15 protein-coding genes are annotated in these 17737 nt (G+C 61.4%); 10 read left to right on the top strand and 5 right to left on the bottom strand.

All coding sequences use genetic code 11. The features are described 5' to 3' along the window. The first annotated feature begins 111 nt into the window (after positions 1-111). The 7 genes from C1896_12625 to pcaD all read left to right on the top strand — a co-directional run bounded on the left by C1896_12625 (position 112) and on the right by pcaD (position 8049). Positions 112-1041 carry a LysR family transcriptional regulator gene (locus C1896_12625; protein ID AZZ45661.1) on the top strand — a complete coding sequence of 310 codons (930 nt, stop codon included), beginning with the start codon at positions 112-114 and terminating at the stop codon, positions 1039-1041. Between the two features lie 156 nt (positions 1042-1197). Beyond that, positions 1198-2832, top strand: a complete 1635-nt coding sequence (locus tag C1896_12620) for a methyl-accepting chemotaxis protein (protein ID AZZ45660.1) — start codon at positions 1198-1200, stop codon at positions 2830-2832. A gap of 261 nt (positions 2833-3093) precedes the next feature. Continuing rightward, the gene (locus C1896_12615; protein AZZ45659.1) at positions 3094-3936 is read left to right on the top strand and encodes an IclR family transcriptional regulator; all 843 of its coding nucleotides are present in this window, start codon (positions 3094-3096) and stop codon (positions 3934-3936) included. Between the two features lie 159 nt (positions 3937-4095). After that, positions 4096-4953, top strand: a complete 858-nt coding sequence (locus tag C1896_12610; GenBank protein AZZ45658.1) for a 3-oxoadipate--succinyl-CoA transferase subunit A — start codon at positions 4096-4098, stop codon at positions 4951-4953. Continuing rightward, positions 4953-5747, top strand: coding sequence for a 3-oxoadipate--succinyl-CoA transferase subunit B (locus C1896_12605; GenBank protein ID AZZ45657.1), 795 nt, complete (start codon positions 4953-4955; stop codon positions 5745-5747). Before C1896_12610 ends, C1896_12605 begins: the two co-directional genes overlap by 1 nt. Next, positions 5744-6949, top strand: a complete 1206-nt coding sequence (gene pcaF, locus C1896_12600; protein AZZ45656.1) for a 3-oxoadipyl-CoA thiolase — start codon at positions 5744-5746, stop codon at positions 6947-6949. Before C1896_12605 ends, pcaF begins: the two co-directional genes overlap by 4 nt. 311 nt (positions 6950-7260) lie before the next feature. Then, positions 7261-8049, top strand: coding sequence for a 3-oxoadipate enol-lactonase (gene pcaD / locus C1896_12595; GenBank protein ID AZZ45655.1), 789 nt, complete (start codon positions 7261-7263; stop codon positions 8047-8049). 89 nt (positions 8050-8138) lie between these two features. On the opposite strand, the gene C1896_12590 is transcribed toward pcaD, so the two are convergent. Together C1896_12590 and C1896_12585 are read right to left on the bottom strand one after the other, a co-directional pair. Next, positions 8139-9398 (bottom strand): outer membrane porin, OprD family, encoded by a 1260-nt coding sequence (locus tag C1896_12590; protein AZZ45654.1) that lies wholly within the window; start codon positions 9396-9398, stop codon positions 8139-8141. 292 nt (positions 9399-9690) lie between these two features. Further along, complete coding sequence (locus tag C1896_12585) at positions 9691-11418, bottom strand: tannase/feruloyl esterase family alpha/beta hydrolase (GenBank protein ID AZZ45653.1); 1728 nt, start codon at positions 11416-11418, stop codon at positions 9691-9693. A gap of 514 nt (positions 11419-11932) precedes the next feature. On the opposite strand from C1896_12585, the gene C1896_12580 reads away from it, so the two are divergent. Next, positions 11933-13573: a Na+/H+ antiporter gene (locus C1896_12580; protein ID AZZ45652.1), complete on the top strand. Its 1641-nt coding sequence runs from the start codon at positions 11933-11935 to the stop codon at positions 13571-13573. Here the strand turns inward: C1896_12580 and C1896_12575 are convergent. After that, complete coding sequence (locus tag C1896_12575) at positions 13570-13986, bottom strand: hypothetical protein (protein ID AZZ45651.1); 417 nt, start codon at positions 13984-13986, stop codon at positions 13570-13572. The two genes, C1896_12580 and C1896_12575, sit on opposite strands and share 4 nt — an antisense overlap. 296 nt (positions 13987-14282) lie before the next feature. Beyond that, positions 14283-15083, bottom strand: coding sequence for an alpha/beta hydrolase (locus C1896_12570; GenBank protein AZZ45650.1), 801 nt, complete (start codon positions 15081-15083; stop codon positions 14283-14285). Between the two features lie 211 nt (positions 15084-15294). Between C1896_12570 and C1896_12565 the strand changes: the two genes are divergently transcribed. Next, a complete protein-coding gene (locus C1896_12565; GenBank protein AZZ45649.1) occupies positions 15295-16119 on the top strand; it encodes an AraC family transcriptional regulator in 825 nt (274 codons plus the stop codon). A gap of 83 nt (positions 16120-16202) precedes the next feature. Here C1896_12565 and C1896_12560 read toward each other — a convergent pair whose 3' ends face one another. Next, positions 16203-16628, bottom strand: coding sequence for a glyoxalase (locus tag C1896_12560; GenBank protein AZZ45648.1), 426 nt, complete (start codon positions 16626-16628; stop codon positions 16203-16205). A 114-nt stretch (positions 16629-16742) separates the two neighbouring features. On the opposite strand from C1896_12560, the gene C1896_12555 reads away from it, so the two are divergent. Beyond that, positions 16743-17633, top strand: a complete 891-nt coding sequence (locus tag C1896_12555) for a LysR family transcriptional regulator (GenBank protein ID AZZ45647.1) — start codon at positions 16743-16745, stop codon at positions 17631-17633. Positions 17634-17737 lie beyond the last annotated feature (104 nt).

Genomic DNA, 17737 nt, shown 5'->3' with positions numbered 1-17737 from the left:
GCTGCAATCGAGTGTTCCCTTGTGTGACTGATTTGTTAAGTTGATTTTTAAGCGCGATTGATTGATAAAACGAAACAAAGCGCCGTCATGCGCTCTCCCGGATCCGAGTCAATGACCGTCAAACAACTCCGTGCGTTTCTCGCTGTGGCCCACACCCTGAGCTTCGCTCAGGCCTGCGAACGGCTGCACCTGTCGCAATCGGCGCTGAGCCTGACCATCAAGGCGCTGGAGGACGGGCTCGGAGGTCGCCTGTTCAGTCGTACCACGCGGGCCGTCAGTCTGACGCCCGAAGGCGAGGCGCTGCTGCCCCTGGCGCGTCGGTTGCTCGCCGACTGGGACAACGCCGAGGACGAGCTGCGCCAGCGTTTCACCTTGAAACAGGGCAGGGTGACGCTGGCCTCGATGCCGTCCTTCGCCGGTAATCTGCTGCCAGCCGTACTGCGCACCTTTCGCGACCGCTACCCCTCGATCAGCGTCACCGTGCATGACGTGATCAACGAGCAGGTGATGGAAATGGTCCGTGACCGCCAGGTAGAAATCGGGATCGCCTTCGAGCCTGAACCCAGCACGCCTCTGACATTCACCCCGCTGTACACCGACCGTTTCGTGGCGGTGGTGCCGGCCGATTCGGTGCTGGCAAGCCAGGCCGAAGTGAGCTGGGACGCTTTGCTCGAGCATCCCTTCATTACCTTGCAGCGGCCATCGACGGTGCGCGTCATGCTCGAAGACCATCTGCGTCCGCGCGGTCGTCAGTTGCCGGTGCAGTTCGAGAGTCATCAATTGGCAACGGTCGGACGTATGGTCGCCAGCGGCCTGGGTGTCAGCGCCGTGCCGGCGTTATGTCGGGCGCAGATGCTCGAACTCGGCGCACGCTGTGTGGCGCTGAGCGATCCGGTGATCGAGAAGCCGGTGGGCATCCTGACCAAGCCCGGCCACGAGCTTTCTGTTGCAGCGCAGGCGATCGCCGATGCGTTACGTGCTGCCACGGGATATCCGGCAGGCTGCGAAAGGGTTGTTATTGATGGCCAGAACCACCACTAGCCATCAACTTGTTTTATTTCAATAAATAGATCAGCGGCAGTGAAGAACCGGCGAGTTCTACCGATAAGTGAGCATGGACCGGTGCGGCCGGTCCGCCAGCACCAAGGCGTCGACGCCTTCCGGTGCGCAGTTGGCTCATTCAAGGATAAGTGACTCATGTTTCTACGAAATATCGGTATTGCCGCCCGCGCTGCGCTTGGCTTCGGCTTGGTTGCGCTTCTGTTGTTCTGCATAGGCATGTTTTCACTGACGCAGATGGCGAAGATGGACAGTGCTGCGGATGACATCAATGACAATTGGATGCCTTCACTGTCGACGCTGAAAGACATAAACCAGTCGGTCCTGCGTCAACGGATTTTTATGCTTCGATTACTGGTGCTCACAGATCAGGCAGCGCTGACCAAAAACAAAGCAAACATAGCTGAGCTGAAACAACACGTGGGGCAGCTCACTGATACCTACAAGGGCTTTATTGTTGGGGCAGAGGAACAGCGTTTGTTCGAGACATTCACGCAGGCTTATTCCATCTATCAAAACGATCAACAGCAGATAATCGACTTTGTCGACCAAGGGCGTCTCGATAATGCACGTGACTACCTAAACACGACGTTGCTGACCAATGCCGATGCGTTGATGAAGACCCTCATTGCCCTTGGCGACTTCAACAACGCAGGTGTAAACACTGCGGCCAATATTACGGCCGAAGCCTACGACAGTTCGCGCATCGCCGTGATCGCTGCGATCATCGTCTCCATGTTGGTCACGGCGCTTCTGGCCTGGCTGCTGATTCGCAGCATCGTTCAGCCATTGGCTGAAGCTCTACGAGTAACAGAGATCGTAGCGTCCGGTGATCTGACCAAGACTATCAGGGTGGTCGGGAAGGACGAGCCAGCTCGCCTGCTGGAGTCGATGAAAGGCATGCAGGCCCGTCTGCGTGAAACCATCATGAGCATTTCAGACTCGTCCACACAGCTTGCGTCTGCCGCTGAAGAACTCAACGTGGTTACAGAGGATTCGAGCCGCGGCCTGGCCCAGCAGAACAGCGAAATTGAGCAGGCCGCTACGGCTGTAAACCAGATGACGGCCGCAGTCGATGAAGTCGCTCGCAACGCGGTGGCGACCGCCGAAGCATCCAAGCAGTCGGAGCAGTCGGAGCAGTCGGGTCGGGAGGGGCAGCAGCAAGTTAGCCGCACCGTTCAGTCCATCAACGAACTGGCGCAAGGCGTCACCAAAACAGCCGGGCAAGTCGGCGAGCTGGCAGATAAGGTGCGGGATATCACCAAGGTGCTGGACGTGATCCGCGCGATCGCAGAGCAAACTAACCTGCTGGCACTCAACGCCGCTATCGAAGCTGCCCGTGCCGGTGATGCCGGACGAGGCTTCGCTGTCGTTGCTGACGAGGTACGTGCCCTGGCGCACCGCACCCAACAGTCAACTCAGGAAATCGAAGCGATGATCGGGGGCATCCAGCACGGGACCGAAAGTGCGGTGCAGGCCATGCAGCAAAGCAATCAGCAAGCTCATTCCACCCTCGTTGTGGCCGAGGCGGCTGGACATGCACTGGATCAGATCGCCGCCGCGATCGCCACCATCAGCGAGCGCAACCTGGTGGTTGCAAGCGCGTCCGAGGAGCAGGCGCAGGTCTCTCGTGAAGTGGATCGGAATCTGATGAACATCCGCGACCTCTCCATGCAAACCTCCTCGGGTGCCAACCAGACCAGCGCTGCCAGCCGGGAACTGGCGCAGCTTGCCGTCGGGCTTCGGGCGCTGGTTGGCCGCTTCTCCGTTTAATAGCCGAAGCAGGCCTTGTGACAGGCTCGGACGCTTCGTACACCTCTTGGCGGGGCCGGCCTGTGGATGGCGGCCCTGATTCATCCTTTTCCGGCACCTCACGGGCATCGCTGCCAGTGAACTTCGGTGCTGCGCCGAGCGATACAGAAGCCAAACCGGAGTGATTCCGTAGTAGTTGTTGCGTTGTGGTGGATGTGCTTTTGTGACTATCGAGCTGTTGGTCGATAATCGCCCATCGCTTATCCGCCAAGGACGCCCGCCATGAACGACGAATCCCGCTCCAATCTCCCGTCCATGGCGCCGGCCATCGTGGCGTCGCCGGCCAAACGCATCGAGGCCCTGACTGGCGACCCGAACTTCATGACCTCCCTGGCGCGGGGGCTGGCCGTGATTCATGCGTTTCAGGAACGCAAGCGCCATCTGACCATTGCTCAGATCAGCCACCGCACAGAGATCCCCCGTGCGGCAGTGCGGCGTTGCCTGTACACGCTGATCAAGCTGGGCTACGCGACCACCGATGGACGCACCTATTCGCTGCTGCCCAAGGTTCTGACGCTCGGCCATGCGTACCTCTCATCAACACCCTTGGCCGTGACTGCCCAGCCGATTCTGGATCGGCTCAGCAACGAGCTGCACGAAGCTTGCTCCATGGCCACGCTGGAGGGCGATGAAGTGCTCTACGTGGCGCGTTCTGCCACGCCACAGCGGCTGATTTCAGTCGACCTCAGCGTGGGTAGCCGGCTGCCGGCTTATTGCACCTCCATGGGCCGCATCCTGCTGGCGGCGCTGGACGATGCCGCGCTGGACGACTATCTGGAACACGCCAACCTGCAGGTCAAGACCAGCCGCACACTGCATACGCCTGAAGCCATCCGTGCCTCGATCGCCGAGGTCAGGCAGCAGGGCTGGGTGATCATTGACCAGGAACTGGAGGTCGGCCTGCGTTCGCTGGCGGTGCCGTTGAAGGATTCCGCTGGCCAAGTGCTGGCCGCGCTGAACGTTGGTACCCACGCCAGCCGCATGACCAAGCAGGAGCTCGAAACGCGCTTCCTGCCGGTGTTGCTGGAGGCGAGCAAGGAACTGAGCACCCGTTTGTTCCACTGATACGCCGGTTGGCCAAGGGCAGGCCAGCCTTGGATGGTTAACGGTTTGTGTTCGCTAATCGCACAGCTAGTCGATCATCGGATTGTTCTGCTGGGGCTCGATGGCTAGTGTGGATCGCAAGCGCATCACGCGCATTCGCTATCTACACGAGACAGACCCATGGCCGAACTCCTGTCCCTTCGCGAAGCAGTGGATCGCTTCGTCAGCAACGGCGATACCGTTGCGCTTGAAGGCTTCACGCACCTGATTCCCACCGCTGCCGCCCACGAGCTTATCCGCCAGGACAAGAAAGACCTGACCCTGGTACGGATGACCCCGGATCTGGTCTATGACCTGCTGATCGGCGCGGGCTGCGCGAAGAAACTGGTGTTTTCCTGGGGCGGCAATCCCGGCGTCGGCTCGCTGCACCGCCTGCGTGACGCCGTGGAAAAGCAGTGGCCGCTGCCGCTGGAAATTGAAGAACGCAGCCATGCGGATCTGGCCAATGCTTATGTCGCTGGCGCGTCCGGCCTGCCGTTCGCCGTGCTGCGCGCCTACCTCGGTTCCGATCTGCCGAAGGTCAACCCGATGATCAAATTCATCGACTGTCCTTTCACTGGCGAAACGCTGGCGGCGGTCCCCAGCGTGCGCCCGGACGTGACCGTGATCCACGCGCAGAAGGCTGACCGCAAGGGCAACGTACTGATCGCCGGCATTCTCGGCGTGCAGAAGGAAGCGGCCCTGGCCGCCAAGCGCTGCATCGTCACCGTCGAGGAAATCGTCGATGACCTGCAGGCGCCAATGAATGCCTGCGTCTTGCCCAGCTGGGCCCTGAGCGCCGTGTGCCTGGTGCCCGGTGGCGCGCATCCTTCCTACGCGCATGGCTATTACGAGCGCGACAACCGCTTCTACCAGCAGTGGGACCCGATCGCTCGCGACCGCGACACCTTCACCGCCTGGATCGATGAATTCATTCGCGGTACCGAAGATTTTCCAGCGTTTCAGGTCAAGCTGGCTGCGCAGCAGGAGGCCAAGTGATGAGCGCTCAGGTCAAGGACTACAGCACCAATGAAATGATGACGGTGGCCGCGTCTCGCAGCTTGGGAAATGGCAGCGTCTGCTTCGTCGGCATTGGTCTGCCATCCAAGGCCGCCAACCTGGCGCGCCTGACTCACGCGCCGGACGTGGTGCTGATCTACGAGTCCGGCCCGATCGGCGCGAAGCCATCGGTGCTGCCGCTTTCCATCGGAGACGGCGAACTGGCGGAGACCGCCGACACCGTGGTCCCCACCGCAGAGATTTTCCGCTACTGGCTGCAAGGCGGACGCATTGACGTGGGCTTTCTCGGTGCTGCCCAGGTGGACAGGTACGGCAACATCAACACCACGGTGATCGGCGACTATCACCAACCGAAAGTTCGCTTGCCAGGGGCAGGCGGCGCGCCGGAAATTGCCGGGTCGGCGAAAAAGGTGCTGATCATCCTCAAGCAGTCGCACCGCACCTTTGTCGACAAGCTGGCGTTCATCACCTCGGTCGGTTTCGGCGAAGGCGGTGAGCACCGCAAGCAGCTCGGGCTGCCCGGCAATGGCCCGGTTGGGATCATCACTGACCTCTGCATCATGGAGCCCGAAGCGGGGTCCAACGAATTCGTGGTGAGCTCGCTGCATCCGGGCGTGACCCGCGAACAGGTGACCGAGAACACCGGCTGGGCCATTCGTTTCGCCGCTCAACTGGGCGAAACCGTGGCACCGACCGAAACTGAACTGCAAGCGCTGCGCGCCCTGGAAGCACGCACCGCTGCCGCCCATGGACAAGCTGGAGGTGACGAGTGACACGCGACGTCTTTATCTGTGATGCAGTCCGTACGCCTATTGGCCGCTTCGGCGGCGCGTTGGCCGCTGTGCGAACTGACGATCTGGCTGCCACGCCAATCAAGGCGCTGCTCGAACGCAACCCCGGGCTCGACCCGGCGGCGGTCGAAGAGGTCTTCATGGGCAGCGCCAACCAGGCCGGCGAGGACAACCGCAACGTCGCGCGTATGGCCGCGCTGCTAGCCGGGCTGCCGGAAACCGTGCCAGGTGTGACGCTCAATCGTCTTTGCGCCTCGGGCATGGACGCGGTGGGCAGCGCCTTTCGCGCCATCGCTTGCGGTGAAATGGAGCTGGCCATTGCCGGTGGCGTTGAATCCATGACCCGCGCACCCTACGTAATGGGCAAGGCCGATACCGCCTTCGGCCGGACCCAGAAAATCGAGGACACCACAATTGGCTGGCGCTTCATCAATCCCAAGATGAAGGAGATGTACGGCGTCGATGCCATGCCGCAGACTGCGGACAATGTCGCCGAGGAGCACAGGATCAGCCGCGAGGACCAGGATGCCTTCGCGCTGCGCAGCCAGCAGCGCACCGGCAAGGCGCAGACGGCTGGTTTCTTCGCCGAAGAGATCGTGCCGGTGGTGATCAAAGGCCGCAAGGGCGACACAGTGGTCGACACCGACGAGCATCCACGTCCGGATACATCTGCCGAGGCGCTAGCCAAACTCAAGCCGGTCAATGGGCCGGACAAAACCGTCACCGCAGGCAATGCCTCGGGCGTCAATGACGGTGCGGCGGCGATGATCCTGGCCAGTGCCGACGCGGTGCGGAAATATGGCCTCACGCCTCGAGCTAAGGTGCTCGGTATGGCCAGTGCCGGTGTAGCGCCGCGGGTCATGGGTTACGGGCCGGTGCCGGCGGTACGCAAGCTGTGCGAGCGCCTGAATCTGGCCGTAAGCGACTTCGACGTGATCGAACTCAACGAAGCCTTCGCCGCCCAGGCGCTGGCCGTCACTCGCGATCTGGGCCTCGAAGACGACAGCCCGAAGGTCAACCCGCAGGGCGGTGCCATTGCCCTCGGTCATCCGCTGGGCATGAGCGGTGCGCGGCTGGTGCTGACCACCGTGCATGCGCTGGAGAAGAGCGGCGGCAAGCTCGGGCTTGCGACCATGTGCGTCGGTGTGGGGCAGGGCCTGGCCTTGGCGGTTGAAAGGGTTTGATCGGCGCGGCCATGGTGGGCTGAAGCCCACCCTACAGGAACTGTGCTGCGCGCTGGTAGGGTGGACTTCAGCCCACCATTGCTCTCACAGCTGTGGTGGGCTTGGCCTCGGCATGATTTGTACAACGGCCGTCTTACTCATTCGCGGATACCTATAAATCCGACTTCCAGGAGGGTCAGTAGGGTGGGCTTCAGCCCACCAGCGCTACCCACGACTGCGTTTGCCGCGCCACGGCACTGGTGTGATTGCAGGCACAGCATCTTCCTTGCACGTGCGCTGCCACCTCTAACTCGACGTTCAGGAGGGCTCCCATGCCCAGCATCAAACTCGCAGACGGCGAACTGTTCTACCGCTTCGATGGCCCGGTGGATGCGCCTGTGCTGGTGCTTTCCAACTCTCTGGGCACGACATTCGAGATGTGGGATGCACAGGTCCCCGCGTTCAGCGAACACTTTCGCGTACTGCGCTATGACACCCGCGGTCACGGCAGCTCGTCCGTCACGCCTGGCCCTTACACCATCGCGCAGCTCGGACAGGACGTGCTCGACCTGGCAGATGCCTTGTCCATCGATCGCTTCGCTTTCTGCGGTCTGTCCATGAGCGGCCTGATCGGCCAATGGCTGGGTATCCATGCCGGTGAACGCCTGACCCACCTTGTGCTCTGCAATACGGGCGCGAAGATCGGCACGGATGAAGCCTGGAACGAGCGTGTCGACGTCGTATTGCACGGTGGCGAGCAGGCCATGTGCGACATGCGTGACGCCTCTGTCGCACGCTGGTTCACGCCCGACTTTGCGGCGCAGCATCCCGTCGAGGTGGGTCGCATCACCCAGATGGTCGCCAACACCTCACCAGTCGGCTATGCCGCCAACTGCGCGGCCGTGCGTGATGCCGATTACCGCGAGCAGCTGGGTGCGATCAAGGTGCCGACGCTGGTTGTCTGCGGTAGCAAGGATCCGGTCACGACGCCTGAGCACGGGCGCTTTATCCAAGCGCATGTCGCCGGGGCGAGGCTGGTCGAGCTGGATGCTGCGCACCTGTCCAATGTCGAGGCGGGCGACGCCTTCACCCAGCCGGTAATGGCGTTTCTCTGTGATTGAGCCGCAAGGTTGATTTGGATGAAAAAAGCCGGGCCGCAAGGGCCCGGTAAAGGATCAACGAGGAGGTATTGCGGTGCTGCTCAGGACGCTTACCAGAGCGCCAGGGTGTAGCTAAGGATCACCCGAGTTTCGTTGATGTCGCTGCCAAAGTTGCTGCGTACCGTAGCGTTACGCACTTTCATGGCGAGGTTCTTCAACGGTCCGTTCTGGACCACATAAGCGATGTCGGTGTCGCGTTCCCACTCTTCACCTTCGCCGCCGCCGGCCAGGTTGACGTTGTCACCGGACACGTAGCGGGTCATCAGGCTCAGCCCGGGTATACCAGCTGCAGCAAAGTCATAGTCATAGCGGACCTGCCATGACTTCTCATCTTCGTTACCGAAGTCATTGATCTGCAAAAGGTTGATCAGCATGTTGTCGCCACCGCTGACGTACGCAAACCCGGTGTCGCCGCTCAGGGTCTGATAACCGCCAGTGAAGCCATGGCCGCCGATCTTGTAGGTGAACAGCGCGCCGAACGCGTTGTTATCGACGTTGCTGCCGCCGTCATCGGTGGAGCGCACGTAGCGCAGGTCGGTTTTGAAGCTCTGGTTCTCACCGAGCGGCATGATGTGGACCAGCTGCGTGTTGTGCTGCTTGTAGATGCCATCCAGGCCGCCGTAGTAATAGCTACCGGTCAGTTCGGGCCTGAACTGGTATTTGCCGCCAGCGAACATAAACTCGTCGCTGGTTTTGGCATTGCCCAACACGATGTTGCGTGCTCCCGCGGTGAATACGGTCATCTCTTCGTAGTCCGAGGAGTCACGGTAGCTGGTGCGGTCGAGCATGCCGAGGTCGAGCGTAAGCCCGTCGACTTCTTTGCTCTGCAACCAGGCACCGCGATAGACGTTGGGCAGCAGACGACTGTCGTTGCGCATCACCACCGGGATGATCGGCTGCAGGGTGCCAACGTGCAGGGTCGTGTCGGACATCTTCGCTTTGGCGGTCAGGCCGGCAGTGCCGTAGTCATCAGACGGCTGACCGGACGAATCGCGCTGCAAGATGCCAGTGCCGGAACGATCCGGGCTGGAGTCGAGCTTGACGCCCAACAGGCCGATCGCATCCACGCCGAAGCCGACTGGGCCGTCGGTGTAACCCGACTCGATTTTCATGATGAAGCCTTGGGCCCACTCGTCCGCCTCAGACTGCGGTGCGCCACTCTGGCGGAAATCACGGTTCATGTAGAAGTTGCGCAGCTCGACGCTGGCTTTGCTGTCATCGAGGAACGCAGCGCTGGCCGGGCCGGTGATGCTCAGTGCAACGCTGGCACAGAGCAGGTTGCGGGCGAAGAAATTGCGGAGGTCTGTCATGGTGCTTCCTTTTGTTGTTATTGGTTCGGTGTCGCCAGGTTTCCCTTCAACGAATAGCGAATGCCGTGCCAGGCGCACCGGCAGAGCCGGCATTCCACCGCTATCGGGCGCGGAGCTCTAGCCAGAGCCCTGCAGCCACTACCTCAAGGACCGCACGGCCACAAAACGGGTAGGGCAGCACTGTCTGTCCGGCTGGACATGTTCGCCTGGGCAGGCCAAACGCTGTCCAATCGGCTGGAAGCCGGTCGCCGCGCACCACCAGGTGCTGCGTGGGGCGCGGCGTTATGCGGCTCTAGTTGAGGCCTATGTGGCTCTTCACGCAGACAAAGCTGGAGGCATCGTTAACATCGCCGCGCCGCTTGTACTTCGGCCAGCCCGGGTATTCGCAAAGTGGGCGGGTGCGACCGGGTACGGCGATGGTGTCGGTGACGACCTGGCGCTTGGGTGTCACGCCGCGTTCGACCCAGTTTTCTAGCGCGGTCAGCGAATCCCAGGCGGCATTGAAGACGGTGCTGGCCGCGTGTGCGTAGCCGGGAATCTCGTAGTAGCGCATGAACCGGCGGGTCTGCCCGACGCCCATGTCCTGCTGCAGGCGCCGGTAATATTCAGCCGTGGCGCGGGTGCTGACCAGCTGATCTGAGGTGCCATGGGCCATTAGAATCTTGCCGCCGTTGGCAACGAACGCCGACAGATCGGTCTGGTTAACGTCCTGACGCAGCGACAGTGCATCGACTCGCGCCTGCCACGGACCGAGATCGGTCGGGTCCAGCGTCAGGGAGTTGAATGCCGGGTTGCGGGTCACGAAGTAGCGCACCCACTCGTCCCAGAATCCTGAATGGTAGGGCGCGCCTTCGGCGAAGCCGGTGCCATGCACGGGCATCGGATAATCGGGTTGCAGGGTATTCAGCCCCAGCCGATTGACCACCAGTTGCAGGCCTTCGCCGGGACGGCCCAGGTCGGTGCCCCAGGTATTGAAGCCGGGATAGCCGCGTTCACCACTGGCCAATGGTTGGCTGAAACGAATCGGCGTATCGAACACTTTGAGCGCGTTGATCTGTGCATCGGACAAGCAGCTGCTACCTGTGTCAGCCCCGTCACGGCAGCGCAAGGGACGGCCGTTGAGCTTGGCTGTTGCCGGATCGAATTGGGCATTGCATGCCGCCTGATGACTGATCACCCGATCATGCACGCCATCGAGCCCGTCACAGGCCTGGATCGCGGCTTCCAGTAGCGCGGCACGCTTTTCCAGGCTGGGATAGGCGCCTGGCGCGGCCAAGGCGCGGGTAATGCGGCCAAACTGCAAATCCAGTGCGGCGGCGTTGTATGCCGGGTAGAGCACGATTGCACCGTGAAAATCCTTCGGCCATTGCTGCACCACCGCCAGCGCCTCTCGGCCACCAGTGGAGCCACCGGCAAAATAGCTGCGAACCGGGGGCTGACCGTAACGTTGCTCGATCAGATACATCGCCGTATCACGGGTTTTCTTCAGGGCGTCGTGCCCGTAGTTGGCCAAGGCTTCCTCGTTCCAGGCGAAGTCACCTGGATGAACCGGGTTGGCGACGTGGCCCGAATCGCTGGCAAATACCGCATAGCCGCGGCCCAGTGGCGTCGGCTGGTCGATCGGCCCGGCTGGGACGTTGCCGGCAACATTGGGGACAGTGCCGTTGTAGCCGCCACCGCCATACATCATCGCTTTGCTGTTCCATTGTTCAGGCAGGACGATGCGCATCTTGATGCTGGGTGCGCTTGGGTCGACCGGAGCGATGTCCACGCTCAGATCGCAATGTGGGCCAAATGTCTGTGGTGCGCTGCCACCGCCTGGGTTCAGGGTCGCGGCTGTGACCCTCGCGCCCGATGTAGGTAGAGCGATTGCCGAGGCAGGTATTTGCGCACCGGATAATTCGCTGCAGTTAGCGGCTAGGGTTGGCTCGGCTATCACTAACGCCAGCAGGGCGGGCGATGCCAACAGCAGCCGCGGAGAGGCTGCGCTGCGAAAACGCTTTGCACGGGATGCTTTCATGTGGGTTTCCTTGTTCTTGTTGTCATGCCTTCATGACTGACGCCACGAGGTGATGCCCGAGAACCACTGGCCGGGCGTAGTGGCTGAGCCAAAGCTGTGCCAGCTCAACAGAGCAAGGTTCAGCCGCCGATGACCGGTCACGAGATTGCAGCCGGACCGCTCTAGCATGAAGACGGTCAGGCTGAATGCAGCGCTGCGACGAAGTTGTTTTCTGTCCAGTCCACGGGACATAGGTAGCCGCGTTGTCGTCGCGGCTGGACACTCTGTATGGCGGCTTGGACTTATTCGACGGGCGGTGCGGCCGTTAATTGAGAAATGCCGCCCCGAGGCGTGACGGGGTGCCGGCACGGTGACGTCTGTGCTTTAGCACCCGGGGAGTGGCGGTCGCAGCGTTTAGTTCGGACGGATCTGAACACCGAAGCGGATATTCCAAAACCTCCTGACTATACTTTCGTCGTATGTGCGCAACGGTCGCACGCCCCGCCTATTTTTCCTGTCGAGACCAGCCCGCCCCATGGAAACGCTTTACCTCATCTTCCTGCTGCTGCTTGCAGTGGGTGCAAGCCGCATTCTGGCCAATGTCGTTCCGCTGCCACTGCCCATTCTGCAGATCATCATGGGTAGCCTGCTGGCGCTCCCACCGTTTGGCATGGGCGTCGAGCTAAGGCCCGAGATATTCATGCTGCTGTTCATTCCACCGTTGCTGTTTTATGACGGCTGGAAGATACCCAAGCGCGAGTTCACCGAGCACGGCGCGGAAATGACCGCCATGGCGCTGGTGCTCGTGCTGATCATTCTGGTGGTGGTGGGCTATTTCATTCACTGGCTGCTGCCAGCCATTCCGCTCGGGGCGAGCTTCGCTCTGGCCGCCATCCTGTCGCCGACCGATGCGCTGGCGGTGATCGCCATTGCCCAGGGACGGCTGCCGCGGCATATGTCTCACCAGCTGGAAGGTGAGGCGATGATGAACGATGCCACCGGCCTGGTTTCCTTCAAGTTCGCGTTGGCTGCGGCTATCACCGGCTCTTTCTCGTTGGTCACCGTTACCGGCGAGTTCTTCGTCATCGCGCTGGGCGGTCTCGCGATTGGTGCGGGACTGAGCTGGTCGGTCGGCAAGGCCAAACAGTGGATGACCGCACGAGATCTGTTTGATCCTTCGACTTACGTGGTGATGATTCTCCTGCTGCCATTCGCCGCGTTCTTCCTGGCCGAACATGCCGGGATGTCCGGCATTCTCTCGGCGGTAGCGGCGGGGATGGTGCAGAGCCGTATCGACATGCTGCCGGTCAAGACCAGTACCCGGATCCTCAATCGCAGCATCTGGGAGATGCTCGACTTCAGCTTTAACGGCCTGGTATTCCTGCTGCTGGGTCTGCAGTTTCCGCGGATCGTCGAGCGCGTCTGGGAAGCGGCTGGGCACGAGTCCTACAGCATGCCGATGCTGGTTTTCAGCGCGCTGGCGATCATGGCGTTGCTGTTGGTGGTGCGCTTTGTCTTCGTCTTCGCCTATCACTGGAGCGAGGCACGTGTGCGTCGCATGCTCGGCAAGACCGTCCAGCCCAAATCCCTTCGCTTGTTCTCAGCGCTGAGCGCCGTCGCCGGCGTGCGTGGTGCGATTACCCTGGCAGGTGTGCTGTCGATCCCGTTGATGATCGGCGATACACCGTTTCCAGGCCGTGATCTGATGATCTTCCTCGCCGCCGCAGTGATCATTTTGTCCTTGCTGATCGGTGCGCTGGGCATTCCCTATTTCCTCAAGCAGCTACCCAACAACGATTTTGAAGAACATAGGGAAGAGCTGAAAAAGGCACGACGGCTGGCCGCTCAGGCAGCGGTCAGCTGGCTGGAGGGCTGGAAGCAGGCCAACCCGGTGGAAGATGCGGATAGCGCATTGCTGCGCAGCGAGGTGACCGCGCGGGTCACCGAGTCATACCGTCACGACATCGAAGCGTTGATGGACCATCACGGTCGAGCAAACCAGGCCCGTGAAACCATGACGTTGGAGCGGGTCATTCGCGTTCAAGCCATCGCGGTGCAGCGCAAGGAAATGTACCGCATGAGGAAACGGCACGAGATCGACGAGCAGATGCTGCAAACCCTGCTGCGCGAACTCGATTATGAAGAGGCCGCGCTGGGGGCGGGTGAAACGGCTTAACGGCCGGCCAGGTCTTGCTGCGGTTCGGGTTCAAGCACGGCGATCGTATGGTCGCTGTGCTTGAACGTCACCAGCTGGGTCAGCCAGGCCTGCAGCACAGGCGATGGTGCTTTCTGGTTGCGCATCGCGATCGCAAGGATTTCCCGGGCGATGGTCACCACCGCGCTTTTGCTGCCGAGAAAGTGCCAGTTGAACCAGCCATCGCCGTAGGTCAGCGGCGTTTTCTGCCCTGACGGCAAGGGGATGTACACCTTGACCGAAAGATCGAAAAGCACTTCGGGCTTGGAGATGATCAGCAGCTTCACGTCCGCTACCTTGCTCAACCAGTAGCGATGATCGAAGCGTCCTCCCGTCAGTTCCGCAGACTGGCTCAAGGCATCGTTGATCAACGCTCGGTTATCGATGAGTTGCACGGTAAGGGCTTCCGTCTGCAGGGTGGGTGTTCCGCATTCGAGCTGACGCGATCGATACGAAACAGTACGAAATCGGTGAAATAGACGCCGCGCGTGGCCGACAGCTTGGAGCCGTGCACGCCTCGCTTGGCATGTCGGGTTATCGGTTGATCGAGGTTTTTGTTTAGCCTCGCGTGAGTGAAAAGTTCGTTCGTCCAACAGCCCTTACCGATGGCGAACCCTGTCTAACAAGCGGCCTAGGCGCAAAAAGGCCGGTCGATGAACCAAGCTCATCGACCGGCTTTTTGCCGTAGCGGTTACTGGGCGCTGGCTTGCGCGGCTTCTGTGATCAGCGCAGCCACTTCATCTGGATGCGAGGTCATCACGACGTGGGAGGCGCCGGGGATGCTCAGGGTTTTCTTCGATCCCGCGCGGTCGGCCATGAACTTCAGCGCCGCCTCGGGGATGTTCTTGTCGCCGGTACCGTAGACGAACCAGGAAGGCACGTACTCCCAGGCGGTGTTCTGGCTTTCTTCGTTCAACGCGGCGGCGGTTATCGGGCGCTGCGTAGCGGCCATCAAGGCCGCCTCGGCCGCCGGCACATCGGAAGCAAACTGTTCGGCAAACTTGTCCTGCTGGATGTAGAGATCCTGGTTGCCGTCGCTCAGCTGAACGGGTTCGGCCAGGGTCGGACCAAGCGTTCCGCCTGGAAACTTGCCGGCCAGCGTGGCAGCACTTTCGCCGGCTGCCGGTGCGAATGCAGCGACGTACACCAGCGCTTTGACCTTGTCGCTTCCATTCACTGCGTTGGTGATGACGCTACCGCCGTAGGAATGACCAACCAGCACGATAGGGCCTGAGGTGTGCTCGATGATGTCGGAGACGTATTTGGCATCGTTGGCCACGCCACGCAGCGGGTTGGCGGCGGCGATGACCGGATAACCTTGTCCAATCAGCCGGGTGGCCACGCCGTTCCAGCTTGCTGCTTCGGCAAATGCACCGTGCACCAGAATCACGGTCGGTTTGTCGGCGGCGAAGCTGGCGACGCTGCCCAGGGTAGTGGCGGCGGCGAGAAGGGTGGCGGCTGCGGCGTTGCGGGTTTTCGATGCAGTGGTCATGACGTTGTTCTACCTTTTCGATTAGATACGGTTCGGGTTGTTGTGTCGGTGGCGGGCTCTGCTCAGCAGGCCGGAGCACCCACACAGGAAACGGCTTGGGACTTCGGAGCGACTTGCGTCAGGTGCAGGGTCATAATGCGCAGTCGGGTTGTCGTAAAGGACTCAAATCGTCTTCAATATGCAACTAATCGTCTAATCGAGGCAGGTAACCATGGATCGTCTATCGAGTCTGCTGTGCCACTTCGGCATGCACGCGGGCCTGTATCACAGCGGAGATCTCTGTGGCGTTGCGGCCTTCGAGACTGCGGACCAGGTGGGCTACATCCATGTGCTGCGCGAAGGCGCCATGACGTTGCGTCTGGCGGACAACAGCGAGGTGCGGTTGGCGGAGCCGACGGTTATGGTATTTCCCCGTCCGTATCGGCACCGGATGCTCGCCAACGAAGCGGATGGCGCGCGGCTGGTGTGCGCGACGCTGCAGTTCGACGGCGGGGCTAACAATCCGCTGGCCGCGGCGTTGCCTGATGTCTTGCTGCTGCCGGTGGCCGAAGCGCCGATCCTCGACGGTGCGCTGGCCTGGCTGTTTGAGGAAGCGGTCGCCGGCTACTGTGGCCGTGAGGCGGTCATGGGGCGCCTGTTCGAACTGCTCATCGTGCAGATGCTGCGCCACTTGATGGCCAGTCAGACGATGAGTTCGGGAATGATGGCCGGGCTTGCCGACTTGCGCCTGGCGCGAGCGATCACGCTGATGCACGCCGAACCCGAGCGTGCATGGTCGGTGGCCGAACTGGCTGCCGAATCGAACATGTCACGGGCCAGCTTTGCCGCCAGTTTCCGCTCGGTGGTCGGGCAGACGCCCGCGGATTACCTCACCAGTTGGCGCATCAGCCTGGCACAGAAGCGCTTGCGCGAAGGTCGGCCGATCGCCCTGATTGCCGATGAGGTGGGTTACGAAAGCCCATCGGCGTTGGCTCGCGCCTTCCGCCGCAAGACCGGCGCCAGTCCGCGCGAATGGCAGGCCGCAGCGAGCGCGTGACGGCGTGGCGGGGTACTCCCCGGCATTATCGGTCCGTCCGCGCTGCGTTACTTGCCCCATGAGTTGATTGGCAGCGGCACAGCTCATTTGGCGAACAGCTGACTCATGTCCTTGAATGCCTTGAATTCCAACGCGTTGCCGCAGGGGTCGAAGAGAAACATGGTCGCCTGCTCGCCGACCTGGCCCCGGAAGCGTACATAGGGCTCGATAACGAATTTGGTAGCCCGTGCGCGCAGACGTTCGGCCAACGCTTCCCACTCCGGCCAGCTGAGCACGATGCCGAAGTGCGGCACCGGAACGTCGTGACCGTCTACGGCATTGGTGTGTGCAGCTTGCTGCGATGGCGTCTGCGGGTGCTCATGGATGACCAGTTGATGGCCGTAGAAATCGAAGTCGACCCAATGCTCGGACGAGCGGCCTTCGGCGAGACCGAAGACTTCGCCATAGAAGCGGCGCGCGGCGGGTAGGTCATGGACAGGGATCGCAAGGTGAAAAGGAGAGAGGGTCATCAAGGCTACCTTCTGTTGTGGGGCCGTAACGATCATGTTGCCGATTTGTCGCCCTCATCAACAGCGGATATCGTTGGTGTCGAGCCTCGAATATTTCGATCAATCCAGGTCCCTATGATCCGCGAATTGAAAACCTTCCTTGCGATCGCCCGGTGCGGCAGCTTCGCCGCTGCAGGCCACAGAATCGGGCTGACCCAGTCTGCGGTCAGCGCTCAGATCAAGAATCTTGAGGAGGCGCTGGGCCTGCGCCTATTCGATCGAACAGGCCGCTCGGCGTATCTCAATGCGGCGGGCCTGCGGGCGCTGCCGCTGGCCGAGCAGATCCTCGAGACGTTCAGCTTGATGGGACAACCGGAGTCGCTCGAAGACTACCGGGGCGAACTGCGAATCGGTGCCATCGGTACGGTACAGACCGGCCTTCTGCCGCGGGTGCTGCTCCGTCTGCTGAAACAGGCGCCGGGCGTCGCGCCAAAGCTGGTTCCCGGTGTCTCGTTGAATCTGTTATCGCAAGTCGATGCCGGCGAGATCGATCTGGCGATCATGATCCGACCGCCGTTTTCGCTGCCCAAGGAGCTCCATGCCGAGTTGGTTCAGCGCGAGCCGTTCGTGCTGATCACGCCGCTCGACGTGGCCGGTGATGACCCGCTGCAGCTCCTTGTCGAGCAGCCGTTTGTGCGTTACGACCGCAGCTCCTTTGGCGGTCGGCAGGTGAGTCAGTTCTTGCGCAAACATCACCTGGACGTCCGCCCTGGCCTGGAACTCGACGAGTTGGATGCCATCGTCAAGATGGTCGCCTGCGGGCTGGGTGTAGCCCTGGTGCCAGAAGCCGGGTTATGGCTCGAAAGTACGCCGATTGTCCGCGTTCTCCGACTGGGCGGCGCAACCTTCTACCGGGAGCTGGTACTGATCGGCCGCCACAGCGCCCGGCAGCTGCCGGTGCTGCAGCTGTTTCACCGCTGTGTGCGTGAAGTGTTGGCGGAGCAGGGCAATCCGACTCTGGATTAGCGCGTCCGCTGAGGAAAAGCGCCCGCCAGCCACACCGAACGTCGGTTATAGACGCCTTGGCAGGGGGATATCGGGGCCGTGCACTACCCTTGATAGAGCGAGGA

The sequence above is a fragment of the Pseudomonadaceae bacterium SI-3 genome, from assembly GCA_004010935.1.
Classification (GTDB): Bacteria; Pseudomonadota; Gammaproteobacteria; order Pseudomonadales; family Pseudomonadaceae; genus Stutzerimonas.
The sequence above is the reverse complement of the archived record's forward strand: the minus strand, read 5'-3'. Positions and strand labels throughout refer to the sequence as shown.

Bases quoted from the DNA above. Each gene is read 5' to 3' on its own strand.
- C1896_12610 (AZZ45658.1), top strand. From the start codon at position 4,096: ATGGCCGAACTCCTGTCCCTTCGCGAAGCAGTGGATCGCTTCGTCAGC.
- C1896_12555 (AZZ45647.1), top strand. From the start codon at position 16,743: ATGATCCGCGAATTGAAAACCTTCCTTGCGATCGCCCGGTGCGGCAGC.
- C1896_12625 (AZZ45661.1), top strand. From the start codon at position 112: ATGACCGTCAAACAACTCCGTGCGTTTCTCGCTGTGGCCCACACCCTG.
- C1896_12605 (AZZ45657.1), top strand. From the start codon at position 4,953: ATGAGCGCTCAGGTCAAGGACTACAGCACCAATGAAATGATGACGGTG.
- C1896_12560 (AZZ45648.1), bottom strand. From the start codon at position 16,628: ATGACCCTCTCTCCTTTTCACCTTGCGATCCCTGTCCATGACCTACCC.
- C1896_12580 (AZZ45652.1), top strand. From the start codon at position 11,933: ATGGAAACGCTTTACCTCATCTTCCTGCTGCTGCTTGCAGTGGGTGCA.
- C1896_12570 (AZZ45650.1), bottom strand. From the start codon at position 15,083: ATGACCACTGCATCGAAAACCCGCAACGCCGCAGCCGCCACCCTTCTC.
- C1896_12620 (AZZ45660.1), top strand. From the start codon at position 1,198: ATGTTTCTACGAAATATCGGTATTGCCGCCCGCGCTGCGCTTGGCTTC.
- C1896_12615 (AZZ45659.1), top strand. From the start codon at position 3,094: ATGAACGACGAATCCCGCTCCAATCTCCCGTCCATGGCGCCGGCCATC.
- pcaD (AZZ45655.1), top strand. From the start codon at position 7,261: ATGCCCAGCATCAAACTCGCAGACGGCGAACTGTTCTACCGCTTCGAT.
- C1896_12585 (AZZ45653.1), bottom strand. From the start codon at position 11,418: ATGAAAGCATCCCGTGCAAAGCGTTTTCGCAGCGCAGCCTCTCCGCGG.
- C1896_12565 (AZZ45649.1), top strand. From the start codon at position 15,295: ATGGATCGTCTATCGAGTCTGCTGTGCCACTTCGGCATGCACGCGGGC.
- C1896_12590 (AZZ45654.1), bottom strand. From the start codon at position 9,398: ATGACAGACCTCCGCAATTTCTTCGCCCGCAACCTGCTCTGTGCCAGC.